This window comes from Streptosporangium brasiliense, from assembly GCF_030811595.1.
Taxonomy (GTDB): Bacteria; Actinomycetota; Actinomycetes; order Streptosporangiales; family Streptosporangiaceae; genus Streptosporangium; species Streptosporangium brasiliense.
In genome coordinates, this window is sequence record NZ_JAUSRB010000002.1 from 6672111 (window position 1) to 6691066 (window position 18956).

General features: G+C 69.3%; 17 protein-coding genes and 2 pseudogenes. 9 read left to right on the top strand and 10 right to left on the bottom strand.

Annotated features, from left to right (window positions below):
* Positions 1 to 263: 263 nt before the first annotated feature.
* The 6 genes from J2S55_RS39065 to J2S55_RS39090 form a co-directional block, all read right to left on the bottom strand.
* A complete protein-coding gene (locus J2S55_RS39065) occupies positions 264 to 1271 on the bottom strand; it encodes a C-terminal binding protein (RefSeq protein WP_306871628.1) in 1008 nt (335 codons plus the stop codon).
* On the bottom strand, positions 1258 to 3027 hold the full coding sequence (locus J2S55_RS39070; RefSeq protein ID WP_306871630.1) for an IlvD/Edd family dehydratase: 1770 nt from the start codon (positions 3025 to 3027) through the stop codon (positions 1258 to 1260). Before J2S55_RS39070 ends, J2S55_RS39065 begins: the two co-directional genes overlap by 14 nt.
* Positions 3027 to 4397 carry a glucose-6-phosphate dehydrogenase gene (locus tag J2S55_RS39075; protein ID WP_306871633.1) on the bottom strand — a complete coding sequence of 457 codons (1371 nt, stop codon included), beginning with the start codon at positions 4395 to 4397 and terminating at the stop codon, positions 3027 to 3029. Before J2S55_RS39075 ends, J2S55_RS39070 begins: the two co-directional genes overlap by 1 nt.
* Complete coding sequence (locus J2S55_RS39080; protein WP_306871636.1) at positions 4394 to 6223, bottom strand: glycoside hydrolase family 15 protein; 1830 nt, start codon at positions 6221 to 6223, stop codon at positions 4394 to 4396. Before J2S55_RS39080 ends, J2S55_RS39075 begins: the two co-directional genes overlap by 4 nt.
* Positions 6224 to 6325: 102 nt before the next feature.
* A complete protein-coding gene (locus J2S55_RS39085) occupies positions 6326 to 7378 on the bottom strand; it encodes an NAD(P)-dependent alcohol dehydrogenase (RefSeq protein ID WP_306871638.1) in 1053 nt (350 codons plus the stop codon).
* 456 nt (positions 7379 to 7834) lie between these two features.
* A complete protein-coding gene (locus tag J2S55_RS39090) occupies positions 7835 to 9031 on the bottom strand; it encodes a coiled-coil domain-containing protein (protein WP_306871641.1) in 1197 nt (398 codons plus the stop codon).
* 248 nt (positions 9032 to 9279) lie between these two features.
* Here J2S55_RS39090 and J2S55_RS39095 point away from each other — a divergent pair, with 248 nt between their 5' ends.
* From J2S55_RS39095 to J2S55_RS39105, 3 genes are read left to right on the top strand one after another with little or no spacing between them, the layout of a single operon-like run.
* Positions 9280 to 9540, top strand: a complete 261-nt coding sequence (locus J2S55_RS39095; RefSeq protein ID WP_306871642.1) for a hypothetical protein — start codon at positions 9280 to 9282, stop codon at positions 9538 to 9540.
* Positions 9521 to 10261 (top strand): hypothetical protein, encoded by a 741-nt coding sequence (locus J2S55_RS39100; protein ID WP_306871645.1) that lies wholly within the window; start codon positions 9521 to 9523, stop codon positions 10259 to 10261. Before J2S55_RS39095 ends, J2S55_RS39100 begins: the two co-directional genes overlap by 20 nt.
* Positions 10258 to 10542 carry a Tn3 family transposase gene (locus J2S55_RS39105; protein ID WP_306871648.1) on the top strand — a complete coding sequence of 95 codons (285 nt, stop codon included), beginning with the start codon at positions 10258 to 10260 and terminating at the stop codon, positions 10540 to 10542. The genes J2S55_RS39100 and J2S55_RS39105 overlap by 4 nt, the downstream gene beginning before the upstream one ends.
* Here the strand turns inward: J2S55_RS39105 and J2S55_RS39110 are convergent.
* Positions 10539 to 11402 carry a YwqG family protein gene (locus J2S55_RS39110; protein ID WP_306871650.1) on the bottom strand — a complete coding sequence of 288 codons (864 nt, stop codon included), beginning with the start codon at positions 11400 to 11402 and terminating at the stop codon, positions 10539 to 10541. The genes J2S55_RS39105 and J2S55_RS39110 overlap by 4 nt on opposite strands.
* Positions 11403 to 11516: 114 nt before the next feature.
* On the opposite strand from J2S55_RS39110, the pseudogene J2S55_RS39115 reads away from it, so the two are divergent.
* A pseudogene (locus J2S55_RS39115) lies at positions 11517 to 11657 on the top strand (IS5/IS1182 family transposase); the annotation flags it as partial.
* Here the strand turns inward: J2S55_RS39115 and J2S55_RS39120 are convergent.
* Positions 11606 to 11914, bottom strand: a complete 309-nt coding sequence (locus tag J2S55_RS39120; RefSeq protein ID WP_306871654.1) for an aldo/keto reductase — start codon at positions 11912 to 11914, stop codon at positions 11606 to 11608. The pseudogene J2S55_RS39115 and the gene J2S55_RS39120 overlap by 52 nt on opposite strands.
* Positions 11915 to 12573: 659 nt before the next feature.
* Between J2S55_RS39120 and J2S55_RS39125 the strand changes: the two genes are divergently transcribed.
* The 3 genes and pseudogenes from J2S55_RS39125 to J2S55_RS48670 all read left to right on the top strand — a co-directional run.
* Positions 12574 to 13212, top strand: a complete 639-nt coding sequence (locus J2S55_RS39125) for a maleylpyruvate isomerase N-terminal domain-containing protein (protein ID WP_306871655.1) — start codon at positions 12574 to 12576, stop codon at positions 13210 to 13212.
* Positions 13213 to 13597: 385 nt separating this feature from the next.
* The gene (locus J2S55_RS39130) at positions 13598 to 15520 is read left to right on the top strand and encodes a hypothetical protein (protein ID WP_306871658.1); all 1923 of its coding nucleotides are present in this window, start codon (positions 13598 to 13600) and stop codon (positions 15518 to 15520) included.
* Positions 15513 to 15638: pseudogene (locus J2S55_RS48670) on the top strand (IS30 family transposase); the annotation flags it as partial. The gene J2S55_RS39130 and the pseudogene J2S55_RS48670, both read left to right, overlap by 8 nt.
* Here J2S55_RS48670 and J2S55_RS39135 read toward each other — a convergent pair.
* Positions 15620 to 15895, bottom strand: coding sequence for a hypothetical protein (locus J2S55_RS39135; protein ID WP_306871661.1), 276 nt, complete (start codon positions 15893 to 15895; stop codon positions 15620 to 15622). The pseudogene J2S55_RS48670 and the gene J2S55_RS39135 overlap by 19 nt on opposite strands.
* A 702-nt stretch (positions 15896 to 16597) precedes the next feature.
* Between J2S55_RS39135 and J2S55_RS39140 the strand changes: the two genes are divergently transcribed.
* A complete protein-coding gene (locus J2S55_RS39140) occupies positions 16598 to 16810 on the top strand; it encodes a helix-turn-helix transcriptional regulator (RefSeq protein WP_306871663.1) in 213 nt (70 codons plus the stop codon).
* Positions 16811 to 17009: 199 nt separating this feature from the next.
* Here the strand turns inward: J2S55_RS39140 and J2S55_RS39145 are convergent, their stop codons facing one another.
* The gene (locus J2S55_RS39145) at positions 17010 to 17735 is read right to left on the bottom strand and encodes a TetR/AcrR family transcriptional regulator (protein ID WP_306871664.1); all 726 of its coding nucleotides are present in this window, start codon (positions 17733 to 17735) and stop codon (positions 17010 to 17012) included.
* 127 nt (positions 17736 to 17862) lie between these two features.
* Here J2S55_RS39145 and J2S55_RS39150 point away from each other — a divergent pair, with 127 nt between their 5' ends.
* Positions 17863 to 18900 carry an amidohydrolase family protein gene (locus J2S55_RS39150; protein WP_306871666.1) on the top strand — a complete coding sequence of 346 codons (1038 nt, stop codon included), beginning with the start codon at positions 17863 to 17865 and terminating at the stop codon, positions 18898 to 18900.
* The last annotated feature ends 56 nt before the right edge of the window (positions 18901 to 18956 follow it).

An 18956-nucleotide genomic window follows, 5' to 3' on the forward strand; every position in this document is an offset into this window, starting at 1 on the left:
GGGCGGCTACGCCATCACCGCCTCCGCGCCCGCCCAGAGCCTTCGGCCGCTCGACGAAGTCCCCGACGCTGGGAGTGCGGCGGTCTGTTGCGGGATGACTTCGGTCATCTCGCAAGATCAACTGGCTGTCGTGAGCCGGAACCGCCCTCTCGGCGCGGGCCGTTCGATTCCCGGCTATCCGGCAGAGAGTGCGGCGATGCCCGGAAGGAACTCTGACGGAAGCTGTCGCCCCGTCCCTATCGGCGATCTCCTACCCGGGTTCCTCAGGGAGAGCCGGCCGTCACGTCGTTGACCGGGCTACGGGCGCTTTGCCCGGTCAGGACCCGTACGGCCTCTTCTGCGGCGATGTGTCGCACTGCTGTGATGGCCTGCTCGGAGTAGTAGGCGGCGTGGGGGGTGACGATCACGTTGGGCAGCGTGAACAGGGGGTTGCGGGGGCGCCAGTCGCGCTGTTTGGCGGGCTCCTCCTCAAGGTCGTCCAGTGCCGCGCCGGCGATCCATCCCTCGGTGAGTGCCTGATAGATCGCCGTATCCTCCACGATCGGGCCGCGAGCGGTGTTGACGAGGATGGCGGTCGGCTTCATCCTGCGGAGCGTCGTACGGTCGAAGGTGTGATGTGTCCCGGGGGTGAGCGGCGCCTGGATCACGAGGTAGTCGGCGCCTTCCACGAGTTGGTCGAAGGACACCGGCCGCACCTGGCGCGATCGGATCTCGGACTCGTCGAGGAACGGGTCGTGCGCCCAGACCTCGACGCCGAACGCCCTGGCACGTTCGGCGATGAGCTGTGCGATGGCGCCGAAGGAGAGCAGCCCGAACACCCGTCCCCGCAGCCGCCAGATCGGCTCCCCGCTCTGCCACCGCCATACGCCCTGCCGGGTCGCCTGGTCGTATGCGCAGATCTTGCGGGCGGCGGCAAGCCAGAGCGCGACGGCGTGGTCGGCGACCTCCTCGGCGCACCAGTCGTTCGGCGCGTTCGTGACCTGGATGCCCCGCCGGGTCGCGGCGTCGACGTCGACGATGTCCACGCCCGTGCCGTAGCGAGCGATCACCCGGCAACGGGTGAACGCGTCGATGGCACGGGACCCGACCCGGGCGTACTGGGTCAGCACGCCATCGACGTCCCGGCCCTTTTCGATCACCTCGTCCTCGCTCTTGCACTGTGCGGCGAGGAGCTCGAATCCGGCGCCCTCGACGATCGCACGTTCGATGTCCACGTCGCCGAAGTCGGAGTCGGCGATCATGATGGTGCCCCTGGCGTCAGTGCGAGTCACGGGGAATCCCCTTGGTGTGTACGAGATCCTGGTAGGCCAGGGCGAGCTCCAAGCAGCCTCCGCTGTCCAGCTGCCCGACCGTGGCGCGATAGATCTCCTGCCACGGTGTCTGGTTGTCCAATACCGGCGGTGTGTAGTGGGCCCACCGCGCGGCGATCTCCTCATCCGGCAGCAGGACGTCGACGCGTGCGTTGTCCAGGTCGATACGGATGCGGTCGCCGGTGCGCAGGATGGCGAGATTGCCGCCGGCCGCGGCCTCGGGGCTGGCGTTGAGGATGGACGGTGCGTCCGAGGTGCCGCTCTGGCGGCCGTCACCGAGCGTGGGCAACGTGGTGACGCCCCGCCGGAGCAGCTCGGCGGGGATCTCCATGTTCACGACCTCGGCCGATCCCGGATAGCCGATCGGCCCGGTGTAGCGGATGACGAGGATGCAGTCCTCGTCTACGCCCAGTTCGGGATCTTGGATGCGGGCGTGGTAGTCCTCGGGCCCGTCGAAGACGACGGCGCGATAGTCGGACACCGCACGGAGGTCGTCGGTGAGGACCGAGGTCTTCATGACCGCGGAGCCGAACAGGTTGCCCGTCATGATGAGAAGTCCGCCGCGCGCGGCGAAAGGCTCGTCGAAGGGACGGATGACCGTCGGGTCGCCGGGCGGGGCATCGGCCAGGTCCTCGGCCACGGTACGGCCGGAGACGGTCATGGCGTCGCCGTGCAGGCGCCCCGCAGCCAGCAACGACCGCATGACGGCGGGCACTCCGCCGGCGCGGTAGAAGTCCTCGCCGAGGAACTCACCGGCGGGGGCGACGTTCGCCAGCACCGGGATGTCGGCTCCGACGCGTTGCCAGTCCTGGATGGACAGTGGCACCCCGACGTGTCGCGCGATGGCGTTGACGTGGATGGGCACGTTGGTGGAGGCGGCGATGGCCGAGGCGACCACGATCGCGTTCTCGAAGGCCCGTAAGGTCATGATCTTGCGCGGGGTGAGGTCCTCGCGTACGAGATCCACCGCTCGACGGCCTGTGTCGTAGGCCATCTGCGCTCGCCGGCGGTAGGGGGCCGGGATCGCCGCGCAGTCCGGCAGGGACATGCCCAGGGCCTCGGCCAGGCTGTTCATCGACAGCGCGGTGCCCATCGTGTTGCAGTGACCGATGCTGGGCGCGGAAGCGGCCACGCGCGCCATGAATTCGTCGTAGTCGATCTCCCCGGTGGCGAGCAGCCGCTTGGACTGCCAGATCACCAGTCCTGAGCCCGACGCGGCCATCCGCCGGCCCTTGTGATAGCCGTTGAGCATCGGCCCTCCGGACAGGACGATCGCCGGGATGTTCACCGTGGCCGCTGCGGCCAGGCACGCGGGCGTGGTCTTGTCACAGCCTGTCGTCAGAACGACTCCGTCGAGGGGATATCCGTAGAGCACCTCGACCAGCCCGAGGTAGGCGAGGTTGCGATCCAGCGCGGCAGTCGGGCGTTTACCGGTCTCCTGCAGCGGATGGACGGGAAACTCGAGCGGTATGCCACCGCCGTCGCGGATCCCGTCCCTGACCCGGTCGGCCAGGGCGAGGTGGTGGCGGTTGCAGGGAACGAGGTCGCTACCCGTCTGGGCGATGCCGATGATCGGCCGGCCGGACTGGAGTTCGGCCGGGGTCAGCCCGAAGTTGAGAAAGCGTTCGAGATACAGAGCCGTCATCTCCGGATTGCCCGCGTTGTCCCACCAGGCCTGGCTGCGCAGGCCGCCCGTGGCGCGCTCCGTAGACGGCATCAGCTGCCCCTCACCGAAGTAGGCCCGTCTGATCCGGCCGGGTATTCGACAAGCGGCACCAGGTCCCTGGACCAGGCCGACATGACCGGTGTGAGGACCCGCCAGGCTTCTTCGGCCTCGTCGCCGCGGATGGACAGGGCGGCGTTCCCGCGCAGCACGTCCAGCAGCAGCTGGCCGTAGGCAGGCAGCTCGGGGGGCGCCGGCTGCGCGGCGAGGGTGAGCGGGGCGAGGTTGTGGGCACCGGTGCCGATGCCGGTCAGCGCCAGGGTCATGCTCTCCGGCTCCAGCCCGAAGCGCAGCACGTTGGGCGCGGCTTCCTCGTTGAAGCCGAAGGGCAGGTGCGGTACGGGCCGGAAGCGTACTGCGACCTCTTTGCGGTCATGGCCGAGCGCCTTGCCGGTGCGGAGCCGGAAGGTCGTGCCGGACCAGCGCCAGCTTTCGAGTTCCAGCTCCACCTCGGCGAAGGTCTCGGTACGGCGCCGCGGGTCCACGCCCTCCTCCTCGGCGTAGGCGGGGACGTCACGATCTCCGATGCGGCCGGCCAGATAGCGGGCACGGCGGGTGCGGCGTACGACGTCGTCGTCGGTGAGCGGGCGTACCGAGCGCAGCACGTCGATCTTCCGGTCACGCAGGTCGCGCTCGCCGAGGCTGAGCGGTGGCTCCATGGCCACCAGGCACAGCACCTGGAGCAGGTGGTTCTGCACCATGTCCTTGAGCGCCCCGACGCCGTCGTAGTAGCCGGCCCTGCCCTCCAGGGCAAGGGTCTCGTTCCAGACGATCTCCACCTCGGCGATGTGCGCGCTGTTCCAGATGGGCTCCAGGACCCGGTTGGCCAGCCGGCTGCCGAGCACGTTCTGAACGGTCGTCATGGCCAGGAAGTGGTCGACGCGGAACACCGCCTGCTCGGGCACGACCCCCGTCAGCAGCCGGTTCAGCTCCACCGCGCTGTCGAGGTCTTCGCCGAACGGCTTCTCCAGCACGATCCGGCTGCCCGGCGGCAGGTCCGCGGCGCCGAGGGCGGCGACCGTGCCGGGGAAGATCCCCGGCGGGAGGGCGAGGTAGACGGCGACGGGCCCGTCACCGGCGACGAGCGAGGCGATGTCAGCGGCGTCGGTGGCGTCCGCCTGCCGGTACCGGGCGGAGTCGGCGATCGCCTTCCTGACCTCGCCGGGCTCCGTCGCGGCGTGCCGGTCGAGCTGGGCGGACGCCCAGCGGCGGAACTCCTCGACGGCCCAGTTCTGCCGGTCGGCACACGTCAGCTCGAACCGGTCGGCGAGGTCTCCGGCCGCGCGCAGGGCGGCCAGGGCCGGCAGCAGATAGCGGGCGTTGAGGTCGCCGGTGGCACCGAGGATGATGAGCCGGTTGATCATGCCGTGGTACCTGCTTTCGCTCGCGCGAGGTTGACGCCGCTGGCGATGATCCCGATGTGGCTGAACGCCTGCGGGAAGTTGCCCATGAACGCCCCCGTGGACGGGTCGATCTGCTCGGGCATCAGCCCGACCGGGTTGGCGCGGGCGCACAGCGAGGTGTACAGATCCTCGGCCCGGTCCTGGTGGCCCTGCAGGATCAGGTTGTCGACCAGCCAGAAGCTGCACAGCACGAAGGCGCCCTCGTCGCCGGGCAGGCCGTCGGGCGAGTGCTCGTGCAGGTAGCGGTAGAGCAGGCCGTCACCGGCCGACAGGCGTCCGGCGATGGCCGCGGTGGTGGCGGCCATGCGCGGATGGTCGGCCGGTACGACCTTGCGCAGCGGCAGTGCGAGCAGGCTGGCGTCCAGGCCGCCGCCGCCGTCGAGGTGTTCGCTCAGGCACTGCTCGTCCTCGTTCCAGGCCTGGTCCAGGATGAGCCGGCGGAGCTTATCGGCGGTGGCGCGCCAGGTGGCGATCGGCCCGGACAGGCCGAGCCGCTCGCCGATGGCCGCGGCCCGGTCCAGGGCCACCTGGCACATCCCGGTCGAGTAGGTGAAGACGCGGCCTTCGCTGCGTACCTCCCAGATGCCCTGATCCGGCTGCCGCCACGTGTGCGCGGCGGCCTCGGCCAGCTCCGCCAGACCGGACCACAGCGCGGGCTGGGGATCGCGGCCGGGGAGCAGCCACTGGTCGGCGCAGTCCAGCACCTCGCCGTAGACGTCGTGCTGGCGCTGGTCGGCGGCGCCGTTGCCCCATCGCACCGGCGCCGAACGCCGGTAGCCCTCCAGGTCGGCGTCGTGGACCTCTTCCGGTACGGGGCGGCCGTCAAGGGTGTACATGATGCGTGGATGGCGGCTCTGCTCGAAGGCGTCGAGGACCCAGCCGAGGAAGGCGTCGGCCTCCTCCTCGAAGCCGACGCGGCGCAGCGCGAACACGGCGTAGGCGGCGTCGCGGATCCAGGTGTAGCGGTAGTCCCAGTTGCGTACCCCGCCGATCGGTGCGGGCAAGGAGGACGTGGGCGCCGCGACCAGTGAGCCGTTTCCCCAGTCGTCGCACAGCTTCAGCGTGATCACCGAGCGTCGGACCAGCGCTTCCTGCGGGCCGCGGTAGCTGCACTTGCGCATCCAGTGCCGCCAGGCCTCGGCGGTCTGCCGCAGCATCGCCTCGGGGTCGAACCGGTGATGGCGGTGGACGCGGCCCCAGGACAGCACCAGATCGAGGCGGTCGCCCTCCTGAAGGTCGTGCACGGTGCGCAGGCCGGTCAACGGACGGTTGGAACGCAGATGCAGCCGCAGATCGGGCCGCCGAGAGACGCGCACCTCCAGACCGTCGTACAGGGTCCGCGCCTGCCCGCCACCACGCGGCTCCAGCTCCGCCCGCAGCCGCACGGTCCCGGCCCGCACGACCGCCGACCGGACCAGCTCGCCCCGGCCGCCGCCCGCGTCGTCGCTGAGGTCGGCGCCCGCACGCAGGGCCAGCGCGTCGGTGATCCGGACCAGGCCGGTCGGGCCGCGCAACTCGGTCACCAGCACCGCGGTGTCCGGCTCGTAGAACTGCCGGGCCTCGCGCAGGTCGTCCACGGTCAACGTGAAGTGGCCGCCGCGCTCATGGTCCAGCAGGCCGCACAGCAGCGGGTCGCTGTCGAAGCGGGGCAGGCACAGCCACGGGATCGAACCGTCGACGCCGACCAGCGCCGCCGTCGTGCCGTCGCCGATGAGGCCCAGGTCCTCCAGCGCCAGATAGCCCTCCTGGCGGCGCACCGGGCGGAAGGGTGGATCGAGATCGAGCATGCCTGGCCATCTCCTCCGTGCCGACGCGCACCGTCGGAGAGGGGGGCGCTCCTGTCAGGCGGACGTCGCCGCTGTCCGTTACCGAACGATGATCAGCTTCCGTCACGAGAAGGTGATCAGCACTTTCACCATGTCGTCGAGCTTCTTGTCCGAGACCTCGAAGGCCCGCTCCATCTCGTCAAAGCGGAACGTGTGGGTGGTCATGTGCGTGGGATCGAGCCGCTTGCTCTCCAGGACGCGCAACAGCCGTTCCATGCGCAGCCTGCCGCCCGGGCACAGGCCGGTCGTGATCGTCTTGTCGGCCATCCCGACGCCCCACTCGATACGGGGAATGCGCACGAACTCGCCTTCTCCGTAATAACCGGTGTTGGACACCGTCCCGCCCGGTTTAGTGATCTTTATAGCGGTCTGGAAGGTGAGGTCCGCGCCGAGGGCTTCGATGGCGGTGTCCACGCCCTGTCCCTGGGTCAGGTCGAGGATGCGCTCGACGACGTCCTCGGTGGTGAAGTCGACGATCTCGTCGGCGCCGTAGTCGCGAGCGAGCTTCTGCCGGCTGGGCACCGATTCGACCCCGATGACCAGGCCGGCGCCGCGCAGCTTGGCGCCCGCGGTGGCCATGAGGCCCACCGGGCCCTGGGCGAGCACGGCGACCGTCCCGCCGATGGGGATGTTGCCGTTCTCCGCGCCCATGAACCCGGTCGAGAGCATGTCGGCGCAGTAGACCGCCATCTCGTCGGGGACGCCGTCGGGGATCTTCGCCAGGTTGGCGTCGGCCTCGTTCACGTGGAAATACTCGGCAAAGACCCCATCCTTGGAATTGGCGAACTTGAACCCTCCGAGCGGTCCGCCGGACTGTGACGGATGGCCGTTCTGGGAGGCGAGATCGCCCCAGTCGGGGGTGATGGCGCCCACCAGGACCCGGTCGCCCGGCCGGAAGGCCGTCACCTCGCCGCCCACCTCGTGCACCACGCCGACGCCCTCATGGCCGAGTGTCAAGTTCTCCCGCGGCCCGATGCCGCCATTGACGGTGTGGGAGTCCGACGTGCAGATCAGGGCGGTGGTCGTCCGTACGACGGCATCCAGCGGACCTGGCCGCGGGACGGGTTTGTCCATCAAGCCGACCTGCCCGATCTCCTTCATCACGAACGCTCGCATCGTGCCCCCCGAATGGTCCCCCGTGTCCGGCATCGCCGGGAACACCCCCAAATATGCCCAGGTCTACCCTGTCGATCTCGGCGTTTAACCTGGGCCTTTTCCCTGTGGACTGTCGCGGATCGGGCCCGCAGCCGGGTCCGCGGCGGTCCCGCGGTGGCGACTTGACACGTAGTAGCGGCCTTCAAGCGCACCTGAAGGCCGCTACTACGTCCGTGACGCCCAAGCCGCCCGACTCGCGCTGCCCGGTCACCTCGGACGTCCCCGGCAGCACCCTCGGTGGGCTGAGGCAGCGCCACGGAGGTGGCCCGTCCCAAGGACGCCTCCCAGGGAAGCGACTAACTTGGGCAAATAGCGCTTTTTCTCCTTATGTGCCATGCCGCCTGGATCGAGAGATCGTCATATGGCGCGTTCCCGCACAGCCGCAGCGTTGCGGACGAGGACGTGTCCCCCGAGAGGTCAGCCGCCCGGACCAGCCGGGCTCGGAGCCCGGCTGGACCCGGCGGCGCGCAGTTCCGCCGCCACCGCCCGCTCCCGCAGCTGGGCGGCCTCGGCGCGCAGCGTCTCCAGCTGCTCACGCAGGTCGGAGAGTCTCATCTGCTCCATGGCCAGCTGCATCCGCGCCTCGTCCCGCTCGGCCTGCGCCTCGCTCGCCTTCGCCGCGGCGAGATCTTGCGCTTCGGAGATCTTCCTGGCCGTGCGCCTGTCCGCCTCGGCCAGCCGCCGCGCCGTACGCCTGTCGGCTTCGGCGGTCTGTTTCTCCGCCCGGACCGCCTGGGCCCGGGCCTCGGCCGCCTCGGCCACCGCCTCACCGCGCGCCCGAGTCTCGGCGTCGGCCCGAGCCATCGCCCGGTCCCGTTCGGCCTCGGCCGCCTGGGCCCGGGCGGCCGAGGCCGCGGCGGCCCGTTCGGCCTCGGCCCGCGCCTCCTCGGCGGCGCCGGCCGCCCTCTGGGCCTGGTCCCGCTCCGCGCGTGCCTGCTCGGCCTGCCGCCTCTCCCCCGCGGCCTGCGCCCGGGCCTGCTCCGCTCCGGCCTCGGCCGCCTCCACCCGCTCGGCCATCTCCCGCACCGCCGCGTCCCTGGCCATCTCGGCCCGCTCGGCCCTCCGCCTGGCCTCATGCTCGGCGTTCCTGGCCAGGCGCTCCGTGGCGGCCGCTTCGTGCAAGGCGGCCAGCGCCTGTTCCCTGGCGGTCTCGGCGTCGGCCAGCGCGGTGTCCCGTTCGGCGTTGGCCTCCTCCACCTGCCGTGCCATCGCGTCACGCTCCCGGCGCGCGTGTCCGGTGGCCTCGCGTGCCAGCCGTACCTGCTCGAACGCCTGCTCCCGCTCGGTGCGGGCGATGGCGATGCGGGTGTGGGCCTCGGCCTGCACGGCGCTCACCTTCGCCTCGACCCCGGCAGGGCTCAGCTCCTCGGCCAGCACCTGCGCCAGCGGCGCGATCGCCGCCGCCATCCCTCGCTCCATGCGCTCGTAGAACTCCTCGGCCCGGGCCAGCGCCCCCTCCAGCCCCGGCGTCGCGCGCTTGATCTCCCGCTCCCGCTTGGCCGCCGCCTGGCAGTTCCCCTGCGGGCAGTACGCCCGCGGGCGCCCCCGCCCCGGACGCTGCTCGATCGGCGCCCCACAGTGCTTACACGGCGTCACCGCGCCCCGCTCTTCCACACCCCGCCAGGGTAGCATTTCCGATTTTCCAGAAATTTAAATTCAATAATTGAGATCCGTTGTGTCGAGACTGTTTGCACGGACTTCCCTGGACTGACGTTCCCACAGTTCACGGCTTTGAGCGGAGCGCTGCGGCCGTCGGTGCGCCGCCGAGGGGGCACCGCGGGCGCCTGCGGGTCACGCCGGGCCGGTTCGAGTGGATCGTGCGTTCGTGCCGGGCCCGGTTCGAGCGGTCGTTCAGTGAGCAGGTGACGGCCCGGTTGCCGGCCGAGTCCACCGCGGCGTTGCTGGAGTTGGCCAAGGGCGCGGACGGGTTCTTGGCGGAGCTGAAGTCCGATCCGGGGCGGCTGGGGCTGGATACGCTGCTGGAGGAGATCATCAAGCTGCGGCGGGCCAAGGTGATCGGGCTGCCGGCGGATCTGTTCGGCGTTCGCCGAGGCCAAGGAGGGGCACGGCAAGACCGCCAAGCTGTACTCGATCGCCGAGGCGGTGCTGCAGCGCCCCGATGACAGCGTGCGCACGGTGGTGTTCCCCACGGTCGGCGAGGGCACGCTGCGTGCCCTCGCCGAGGCCAAGGCCGACGGCATGACCTACCGGGCGCGGGTGCGCACGGTGCTGACCAGCTCCTACTCCTCCTATTACCGGCGGATGCCGCCCAAGCTGCTGGCGTCGATTGAGTTCAAGTGCAACAACACCGCCTACCGGCCGGTGATGGACGCGCTGGACCTGCTGGCCCGCTACGCCGACGTGCCGAACAAGGTCCGCCACTTCGACGGCACCGACAAGGTCCTGGTCAAGGGTGTGGTCCCGGACGCTTGGCTGGAGGCGGTCGTCAACGGCGATGGGGTGATCGAGCGGGTCTCCTATGAGTTGTGCGTGCTGGTGGCGTTGAAGAACGCGCTGCGCCGCCGGGAGAATCACGTGCACGGCGCGACCCGCTGGCGCAACCCGGAGGAGGACCTGCCGGCCGGCTTCGAGGACAACCGCGACGTGCACTACGAAGACCTGCGCCAGCCGCTGGACCCGTCCGAGTCCATGGCCACGTTGCAGGAGGCGATGCGCGTCTCGATGGCCGACTGCGCCACCGCGATCGGCCGCAAGCGCTCAGGCGGAACGAAGGCGAAGACTCACCGGGCGAGCCCCGGTGGCATGTTCCCGACCTGGGCAAACTGGCCACCCCCGACAACCTCGAGGCGCTGTACGCCGAGGTGCAGGCACAGTGGGGCGTGATCGATCTGCTGGACTTTCTCAAGGAGTCCGACTTCGTCACCGGATTCACCGACGCCTTCTCCAGCGTCGCCACCCGCGAGAACACTCGGCGCGAGGTGATCCGCAAGCAGCTGCTGCTGGTGCTTTACGCGCTGGGTACCAACATCGGAATCAAGCGCGTCGCCGACGGGGCAAGCACGGCGAGAGCGGGGCCGCGCTACGTGCCACCCACTACCTGTTCGTCAACCGCGACAACCTGCGCAATGCGATCGCCATGCTCGTCAATGGATCCGAGCCTCTAACACTGCACGGTGAGCCGGACCTGGTCAAAGCGGTGGGTGGCGAGGTGTTCAGGGCGGATCAGCCAGTAGAGGGCGCCGGTGTCACCCCACATCATCTTCGCGTCGCTGTCACTGTCGAACTGGGCAAGCAGGACCCAGCGTTCGGCTTCCCGGTCCAAGACGGGGGTGCCCCAAGAGTGAACGCTGCCGAGCGCCGCGTTCGCGATCTCGTACTCCACCGGGCCCTGCACCGGTACGGCGTGGCCACCGATCTGGTGGTCGATGCGGGTGCGTAGCCGCCGGAAGGCCCGGAGGAACGGCCGGAGCCGGGCGGGGGTTTCACGAAGGTCGGGCCAGTGCCTGCCGTCGCCGAGCAGGGCTTCCCGGACCTGGGGCAGCCCCAGGTCCGGGGCGCTCTCCTCTACGCCTGCGGCCAGTTCCACGTGTGGGTACGGTTCCAGCTCCGGGGGTGTTTCTGCCCGGAAAACCGGCGTGTCTCCCGGGACGTACAGCACCTGGGCCCCGGCCCACGTCTCGGGGTCATAGGGGGAGACGAACGAGCCGTCATCGGCATTGTCGTCCTGGCCGTCGAAGTAGAAGAACAGCAGGGTCCCGTCTTGCGGGAAGGCCGTGGTCAGCCCAGCGCGAGGGAGCACCGCGCACCGCACCGATGCGATGAAGGACAGCAGACCGTGCCCCGGCCACTCGGGCCAGACGGCCCCGGCCGGTAGTTCCGGCTCCCCGCCGAGGGTGGCGACGGCCTGCTCGCCGTCCGCAACCCGGCGCAGACGTATGCAAGGACGCAGCAGTGCGGTCCACCGCTCAGCGAGATCGGTGGGCAGGTGCTCGGCAGCGAGCCGGGAGTATCGCTCATCAGTCATGAGAGCCATGATGGAGCGTGTCACTGACACCCGTGCCGTCTACCGGGCCAACCATTCGAGTCGTGCCGTCTAGGTGTATTGACCTGAGAGGTTAGGAACGCGGCTGGCTGGTGGGTGGCCGCCGACAAGGCGTACTCCTCCTGCGGCAACCGCATCTACCTGCGCCGACGCCGGATCAAAGCGGTCGTCCCCGAGAGGGCCGATCAGGTGGCCAACCGCAAGAAGCGCGGCTCCCGCGGCGGCCGGCCGCTCTCCACCTCGTCGAGGATGACCCGGCCCACCTTGGCCGACAAGACGTGGGAATCACGGGGCTTGGTGGACAGCAGGGTGCCGAGCCGGGCTTCGGCCAGACCGGCCCCGTAGAAGGGAGCGGTGTCGTAGAAGCGGATGCCCTGCTCCCAGGCGGCCTCCAAGGTGGCGTGGACCTCCTCCTCGGGGATCGCGCGGAACATGTTGCCCAGAGGAGCCGTGCCGAACCCGAGTCGGCCGGGAAGGATGGCAGTGAGCGACATGACATTTCCTCTTTCACTGCGCCGGCGCTGTGCCAGGCTCCTGGACGACGGTGGCGGACATGGAGTCCCTGTCGGCGCGCTGGAAACGGCCCTGCCCCATCCCTCTCGCACGCCCCCTGCCGGCTCAGTGGTAGCGCCGATCAGCGCAGGTCAGGTCCCGCAAGAACCGTTTGGAATCAATTCCCCGCTGGTGGAAGGCCGCCACTTCGCGTTGATTAAAGATGGTGCTCTCAATGGATCAACGCATCACCATAGGTTGATCTTGCGGTGGCGGAGGCTTCCTCCTCCCGAACATGTCCTCAGCCGCCGACCAGCGACGCGGTCCTGTTCTCGGAAGTGCCGAGCTGGGGTTTCGCCTCTCAGCCGTGCATGTCCTCGGAAGTTGCGGCCGTCTCCGCTTCCGAGAACACGATCTTCTCGGAAGTCCGATGACCCGCGCGGACCGGCCCACTTTTGGGCTGGGGCCGCGTTCGGGAGGAGAATGCCTGATCGGAGGCGGCGGGCCGGTGGTGACGCCTCCGAGCCGGATACCGGACCACGCCCCAGCGGAGACATAGGGATTTTCTACATGAAGAGGCCGACTCCTCACACCGAAAGCCACTGCGCCGGCGAAAAGGACAGCATTTCCGCCGCTGGAATTCACTGGAAAGGGTAGGGAAATGACCGACGCCAAAGCCGATTTCCTGTTCACCGCCCGCTCGGCCGCGGATCTGCTGCGCGATCCGGCGGTCGCCGCCGCCTGGAGCCGGCCGAGCGCGCTGCCGGAGTTCAGCGTGGCCGGTCTGGCGGGCCACCTGGCCTACCAGATCCTGGCCATTCCGCCACTTTTGACCAGCCCGGTGCCACAGGAGGAGACCGTAGCCCTGCTGGAGCACTACAGCCGGGTGCGCTGGATCGGCGCGAGCCTCGACGACGACATCAACGTCCGCATCCGGCAGGGCGGCCAAGAGGTCTCGGCCGAAGGACACGCTGCACTGGTGACGCGCGTGGACCTGGCCCTCGAAGAACTGGACGGCTCCCTCGTCTCGGCGACGAACCGGCCGGTGCGCATCTCGCTGTGGGGACCGTGGTCGCTGACGCTCGACGACATGCTGATCACCCGGATGATGGAACTCGCGGTCCACTCCGACGACCTGGCGGTCAGCGTGGGCGTCGAGACGCCCACCCTCCCACCCAGTGCCGTCGACACGGTGATCGGCCTGCTGGTCCGCCTGGCCGTACGCCGCCACGGCCCGACCGGCGTCCTGCGGGCGCTCAGCCGCGCCGAACGCGCCCCGGCCACCGTCGCCGCCTTCTGAGGCCATCACACCGGTGATCCGCCCCCTGTACCGGCCAAGGGCGGCGCCGCTCAGTTCGGCGTCGCGCTGCCCGGGCAGGCCAGCCCGTCCGCCACGTCTGGAGCCCGGCAGGGGCACACGGAACAGTGCCCTCGCTTGTCCGACCTGCCTGATAACGATCATGTAGCGTCCGGCCGGATGCGGGCCGCGGGCGGCGGGAATGGAGGGGTGCCGTTACTTACGCGCCCCCGTGCCCGCCGTCCCGCCGTCGTGATCGCCGCTCCGCCGGTGATGCGCGTGCCGCGCCCGGCGGCCTGTCAGCGACGTCCCGCCGTTCTGACCCTTGCCCTCCCTACCCTTCACCCGAGTTGCATCCTTCGAGAAAGGGCCCCCGGTGAGCGTTCCCGTGCGCCGCACCACCGCCCGCACCGCCACCCAGCTGGTCCAGGCCATGGACATCACCGCCGACCAGTTCGCCCGGGCCCACGCCGCCGGGCTCGTGCCCGACCCGGAGATGAAGACGCGCTGGTCCGGGCCGGTGGTGGACGACCTGGTCGCACGCCGCCAGGAGATCCTCGACGCGATCCTTGACGACCTGGACGAGCAGCAGCTGCGCGAGGCCTTGGGCATGTCCTGGGACGACTGGAAACGCGCCCTGGAGGCCGACCCGATCCCAGCCCCGGACCGGGGCGATTACTGGACACGGCCGGCGGCCGACGCTCTCATCGCTCAAGCCGGCCGGTTGCGCGCTGAGATACCGCCGCAGCCGCTGGGCGCCACCCGGTGCGCCGCGCTGCTTGCCAGGGCGACCGGCGTAAAGGTCGACGTCGCCGACGTCCAGGCCTTGGCCGAGCTGGGCCATACCGAGATCGTCGACTGGTACGGGAAGTGGCCGCTGTACGACGTCGGCCGCCTGCACGCCCTGATCGCCACCGAACAGGGACGCCGCCTGGTGGTCGACGTGGTGGCTGAGCGCACCGCGTGGCTGGCCGGCTCCCTCACCGCCGAACAAGCCGCCGCTGCCCTGGGCTGGCGCGAGACCGAACTGGCCCGCGTCGCCGCCGAGCGCGGTATCGCCCGCGGCCGGTTCGATCGCTACAGCAGGACCGACATCGTCGCCCTGTCCGGCGACCAACACCCCAAGGTGGTGCGATCACCGCCGAGCGCATGCTCCGCCCCGGGTGACCGCTGCTGCTCAGCGGCCCCGAACCTGGCGGGTTCCCGGGCAGATGCGAACGGCCATCCCTCGCTGCTGTTCGTCAAGGCTTCCTCTCCCCGGTCGTCAGGCGGACCAGCGGATGGGATGCCCAGAGGGGTCGGTGGTGAGCCATGTTCCGTCACCGAGCGGCTGGAGGTCATCGGCATGTCCGGCGTTGGGGGCCAGCTCCGCCCCGACGCGGCCTGTGGGAACGTTGACCCGGTAGTGGCGGAACCATTCCTGCCCATCCTCGTCCTCGCCCACCAAGGTGACGACGGCTACGTCCGGGGAGAGGTAGCCGCCACTCCACTCCAGGAACACCTCGTCCGGATCATGGCCGAAGTCCCCGACCTGCAACGCCACCGCCACCTCGCCGCCGGGGTAGAAGTGAAAGGCTACGTCAGCCTGTCCGTGATCGACCGTCATGAACTGCTGCCCGTCGGGCGCCAGATCGATCAGAATCCGGTCCACCCACGGATAGCGGACGGGAGCCAGCCGTCCGTCGGCCAGGGCGGCCCGGTAGATGATCGAGCCGTCCTGGCCCTCGCCAACGTTCAGGAGGACATGCCCGTCGCTCGGATGCCGGTACTGCCGGCCACCGTGCCCGACGGTCTCCAGATCCGACTGAGCCATTACCGCTCCGCTTTCGGCGTCGAGCACGGCCCACTGGTCCGGCCGGCCTCGGTCGGCCATGACATCTGGCCGATAGATCCATACTCTGCGGTCGTCCAGCGACAGAACACATCCTGGCTGGTGCCCGTGCCGCTGATGCGAGAACGGGTCGAACGCGGTCCGCCACCGCTCGTCTCCAGAACTCGTCACGCAAACGACCCCGTTCAGCGTCGTGTAGACAGCCCAACCAAGATCCACCGACGCGGCATGCTCGATGACGTCATCTCCAGGGCGCGGTGCGAAGACCACGGCCGGCGTCAGGACACCCAGAGAGGGAGATGCCAAGTCATAGACGCAGATCTGCCCGCCGACGAGCCGCGTGATGATCTGCAAGGAGCGAGGGGGCTGAACCATGCCGGGAGGTTAGCGCCTTCACGAACCTTCAAGAAACCATGGCACCCTCAATGGGTCAACGCACCGCCCATGGATGATCATGTAGCCGTGGAGGTATGTGCGTGACTACGGGTTTTCACCCGCTCAGCAAGACGAGATCTGGCGGCGCCGGCGCGATGGGGAATCCTTCAGCTTGATGGGCCGGGCGCTGGGCGCCCCGATGCATCACGTCCGGCGCTTTCTCTTTGTCGGGTCCCGCTGCACGATGACCTGGGTGGCCTCCTCAGTGGCACCGCCCTTGGCAGTGTTCACGGCAGCGTCCGCCAGCAGGCTGACATTGAACAGATTACGATCCAGGCGCCCCGGCACGAAGCCGGCTACGTCATCCGGGATGACGTACATCTGATCGTCCAGCTCGTACTGGTCGAAGCCGGGAACGTGACCGTCCTTCCGGGCCGCGGGATCGATGGTCGCGCTCTGACGTCCGTCGGACGTCTTCACAACAGTGACACGGTCGCCGGTGATGAGAGTGACCGTGGCCGACGAGGCCGGACCACTGACGCATCACCCTGAACCCCTGTCTCCAGCGGTGTCGACCCCGGTGGAGCTGCACTCGACGGGGAAGCGCCCAGCGTGGAGACGACCAGGGCGGTCGCCGGCACGACTACGGACGAGATTCAACGGTTGGGCACGTTGTCCCCTTACGATCGATAGCCAGTCCCTCCTGACTCGCGCTGAATGCGCAGACTCTTGCAGTGGCTCCCACCCACGGGATAGCCCGTTGGCATGTCGCTATGTGGACAATGGCTACAACGCGACATGCTGTCCGACTTAGGCCTCACCGCGGACGAAGAGGCGGTGTGCCTGACGCTCGTGGAGCTCGGCTCCGCAACCCCTGACGACTTGGCTCGGCACCTGATGGGTGAGTCCCACGATGCTCGAGTGGCGACGGCCATCCGTTCTCTGCTCAGATGCCCGAAAGGACGCGGGAGATCGCCCTCAGCGTCGAGGCGGGAGAGGAGCCGCGGTTCACACCCGCGCTTCCCCTCAGACTGATGGTGGTCGACCGGGGCGTGGCCTTCATGAACGGGGTCCGTGGCGGGTCCCTGATCGACCCGCTCGTGGTCATCAAGGCAGGCCCGATGGTCGACGCCGTGGTCGTGGCGTTCGAGGGCACATGGGCCAAGGCCATCCCATCGCCAGATGCCGCTGTCCGCAACACACGGCGCGACGAGCGCGATCTGCTGGATCTCCTGGATCTCCTGGGTCGCCGGCATGACCGACGAGTCGATCGCGCACCGGCTCGGTATCAGCAAGCGGACTGTGCAGCGGTGTGTGACCGACTTCGCCAAGAAGTTGGACGCCCAGACGCGCTTCCAGACCGGAGTCCAGGCCGCACGCCAGGGCTGGCTCTGAGCCAGTTCGTCGGTGGAACGCGCCTGCCCTGGTGCCCGTCTCCTGCTCGACGCCGTCGAGCAGGGCACCTGGACCCACCAGGCATCCCCGGCCTGGGGCACCCGCATCCCCGGGACTACAGGGTGGCCACCTCCGCGAGCACGCCAAACCAAGATCGATCTCTACTTTGGGGCTGGGGTCAGTTTCGGGAGCGGAGGGCCTATACGGACAGTCGATCCAGCCATTCCGTCAGTAGCCGCTGTTCAGCGTGACTAAGAACGTTCTGGTCGGGCAATGCGGCGCGCAGGGCTCGGGCGGCGCCGGCCGGGCCCTGTTCCTGCACGGCCGCTTCCTGGGTGGTGACAGCAGTGATCATTGCTTCGCGCAGCGCGAGGAGGAGGGCGGGGTTACGCTGGGGCTCGGGCAGGGACAGCCAGGTCAGGACGGCGCCGCGTGCGGTGGCGTGGATGATCTGGGCCGCGAGATTCTCCTCGACGCGCAGCAAGCCTGTGAGGGCCAGGCGGCGGATGCGCTCCATGAGGTGTTCGAGGCCGGCTCGGAAAGCGGTGGTGGACCTGGCGGGCTCGGCGTACATCAGCGCGTACAGCGCGGGGTTGGCCAGTCCGAACTCGACCGCGATGTCCCAGCCGACGCGTAGCTCCTTGATCGGGTCGTTCGGGTCCGGGTCGAGGTGCTTGGCGGCCAGGAACCGGGTGAAGCCGTGTTCGGCCACGGCGTCAAGCAGCCCCTCCTTGTCACCGAACAGCCGGTACAGGGCCGGTGGTTGCAGTCCAGCGGCGTCGGCGACCGCGCGAGTGGTGATCGCGTCACGGCCCTTGCGTTCCAGCAGGCCGATCGCAACGTCGATGATCCGGCGGCGGGTCTGCTCGCGCGCTGCGGCGTTGGGCTCCGCGGCAAGCCCTGCGGGGCTCGGGTCAACCGGCATTTATCAATGATAACACCGTCCGAGTACCCGCGATATTATCAACGTTAACAGATCTATGTTGACGACGTTAGTAACGATGATAACGTGTCCACACTTCCGTCGGAAACACCGTGCAAGGAGCATGACCATGCCCGACCGTCTGCGGATCATCGGAGTGGAAGAGACCGTTGTCGTACCCGCCGTCTACGAGGCGTACCAGCGGGCCGGATCGCCACAGATCCCCGCCCGCGGCTTCGGCGACAGCCCGATCGCCAGGAACCTGCGCGAGGCCGGCGAGCAGCGGCTGGCCCACATGGACGACCAGGGCATCGACGTCGCCGTGCTGTCCCTGTCCTCGCCCGGCGTGCAGGACCTGCCCGAGGCCGACGCGATCACGGTGGCCCGCGAGGCCAACGACCAGCTCGCGGAGATCGTCGCCTCGCGGCCCGACCGTTTCCAGGCGTTCGCCGCGATCCCCACCCAGTCGCCGGCCGCGGCCGCGGCCGAGCTGGAGCGCGCGGTGGGCGAGCTGGGCTTCCCCGGCGCCATGCTGTACGGCCGCACCGGGGACAAACTGGCCGACCACCCGGACAACGACGAGCTGTACGCCACTGCCGAGCGGCTCGGTGTGCCGCTGCACTTCCACCCGCAGACGCCGGTCCAGCCGGTGATCGACGCCTACTACTCCGACATCGGCCCGATCGGCACGCCGCTGGCCGGAGCGGCAATCGGCTGGTACTACGACCTGGGCGTGCAGTACCTGCGGATGATCTTCTCGGGTGTCTTCGACCGGTTCCCCGACCTGCAGGTGATCGCTGGGCACTGGGGCGAGGTCGTCATGTTCTACCTCGACCACACCGGATTCTTCGCCGAGGCCGGCGACCTTCAGCGGCCGCTCGCGGACTACTTCAAGCAGAACTTCTGGGTCGCGGGCAGCGGCACCAACAGCCCCCGCTACCTGCGCTGGACCGCCGAGGTCATGGGCACCGACCGGATGCTGTACTCCACCGACTACCCCTTCACCTACGGCTTCCGCCCAGGCGGCTTCCCCTATGTCGACACCAGCAACGGCGCCGCCCGCTCCTTCCTGGAGGACGCGCCCTTCACCGACGAGCAGAAGGCCGACATCGCCCACCGTAACTGGGAACGCCTCACCGCCCGCGCGGCCGAACGCCCGGCCGCCTGAGACGACCGACCGCCGGAAGGGGGCCCGCGGGCAGCGGTGGGTGGCGTTCGTCGCGG

Bases quoted from the DNA above. Each gene is read 5' to 3' on its own strand.
- J2S55_RS39150 (WP_306871666.1), top strand. From the start codon at position 17,863: ATGCCCGACCGTCTGCGGATCATCGGAGTGGAAGAGACCGTTGTCGTA.
- J2S55_RS39140 (WP_306871663.1), top strand. From the start codon at position 16,598: ATGCCGCTGTCCGCAACACACGGCGCGACGAGCGCGATCTGCTGGATC.
- J2S55_RS39075 (WP_306871633.1), bottom strand. From the start codon at position 4,397: ATGATCAACCGGCTCATCATCCTCGGTGCCACCGGCGACCTCAACGCC.
- J2S55_RS39110 (WP_306871650.1), bottom strand. From the start codon at position 11,402: ATGACTGATGAGCGATACTCCCGGCTCGCTGCCGAGCACCTGCCCACC.
- J2S55_RS39125 (WP_306871655.1), top strand. From the start codon at position 12,574: ATGACCGACGCCAAAGCCGATTTCCTGTTCACCGCCCGCTCGGCCGCG.
- J2S55_RS39145 (WP_306871664.1), bottom strand. From the start codon at position 17,735: ATGCCGGTTGACCCGAGCCCCGCAGGGCTTGCCGCGGAGCCCAACGCC.
- J2S55_RS39070 (WP_306871630.1), bottom strand. From the start codon at position 3,027: ATGCCGTCTACGGAGCGCGCCACGGGCGGCCTGCGCAGCCAGGCCTGG.
- J2S55_RS39085 (WP_306871638.1), bottom strand. From the start codon at position 7,378: ATGCGAGCGTTCGTGATGAAGGAGATCGGGCAGGTCGGCTTGATGGAC.
- J2S55_RS39120 (WP_306871654.1), bottom strand. From the start codon at position 11,914: ATGTCGCTCACTGCCATCCTTCCCGGCCGACTCGGGTTCGGCACGGCT.
- J2S55_RS39080 (WP_306871636.1), bottom strand. From the start codon at position 6,223: ATGCTCGATCTCGATCCACCCTTCCGCCCGGTGCGCCGCCAGGAGGGC.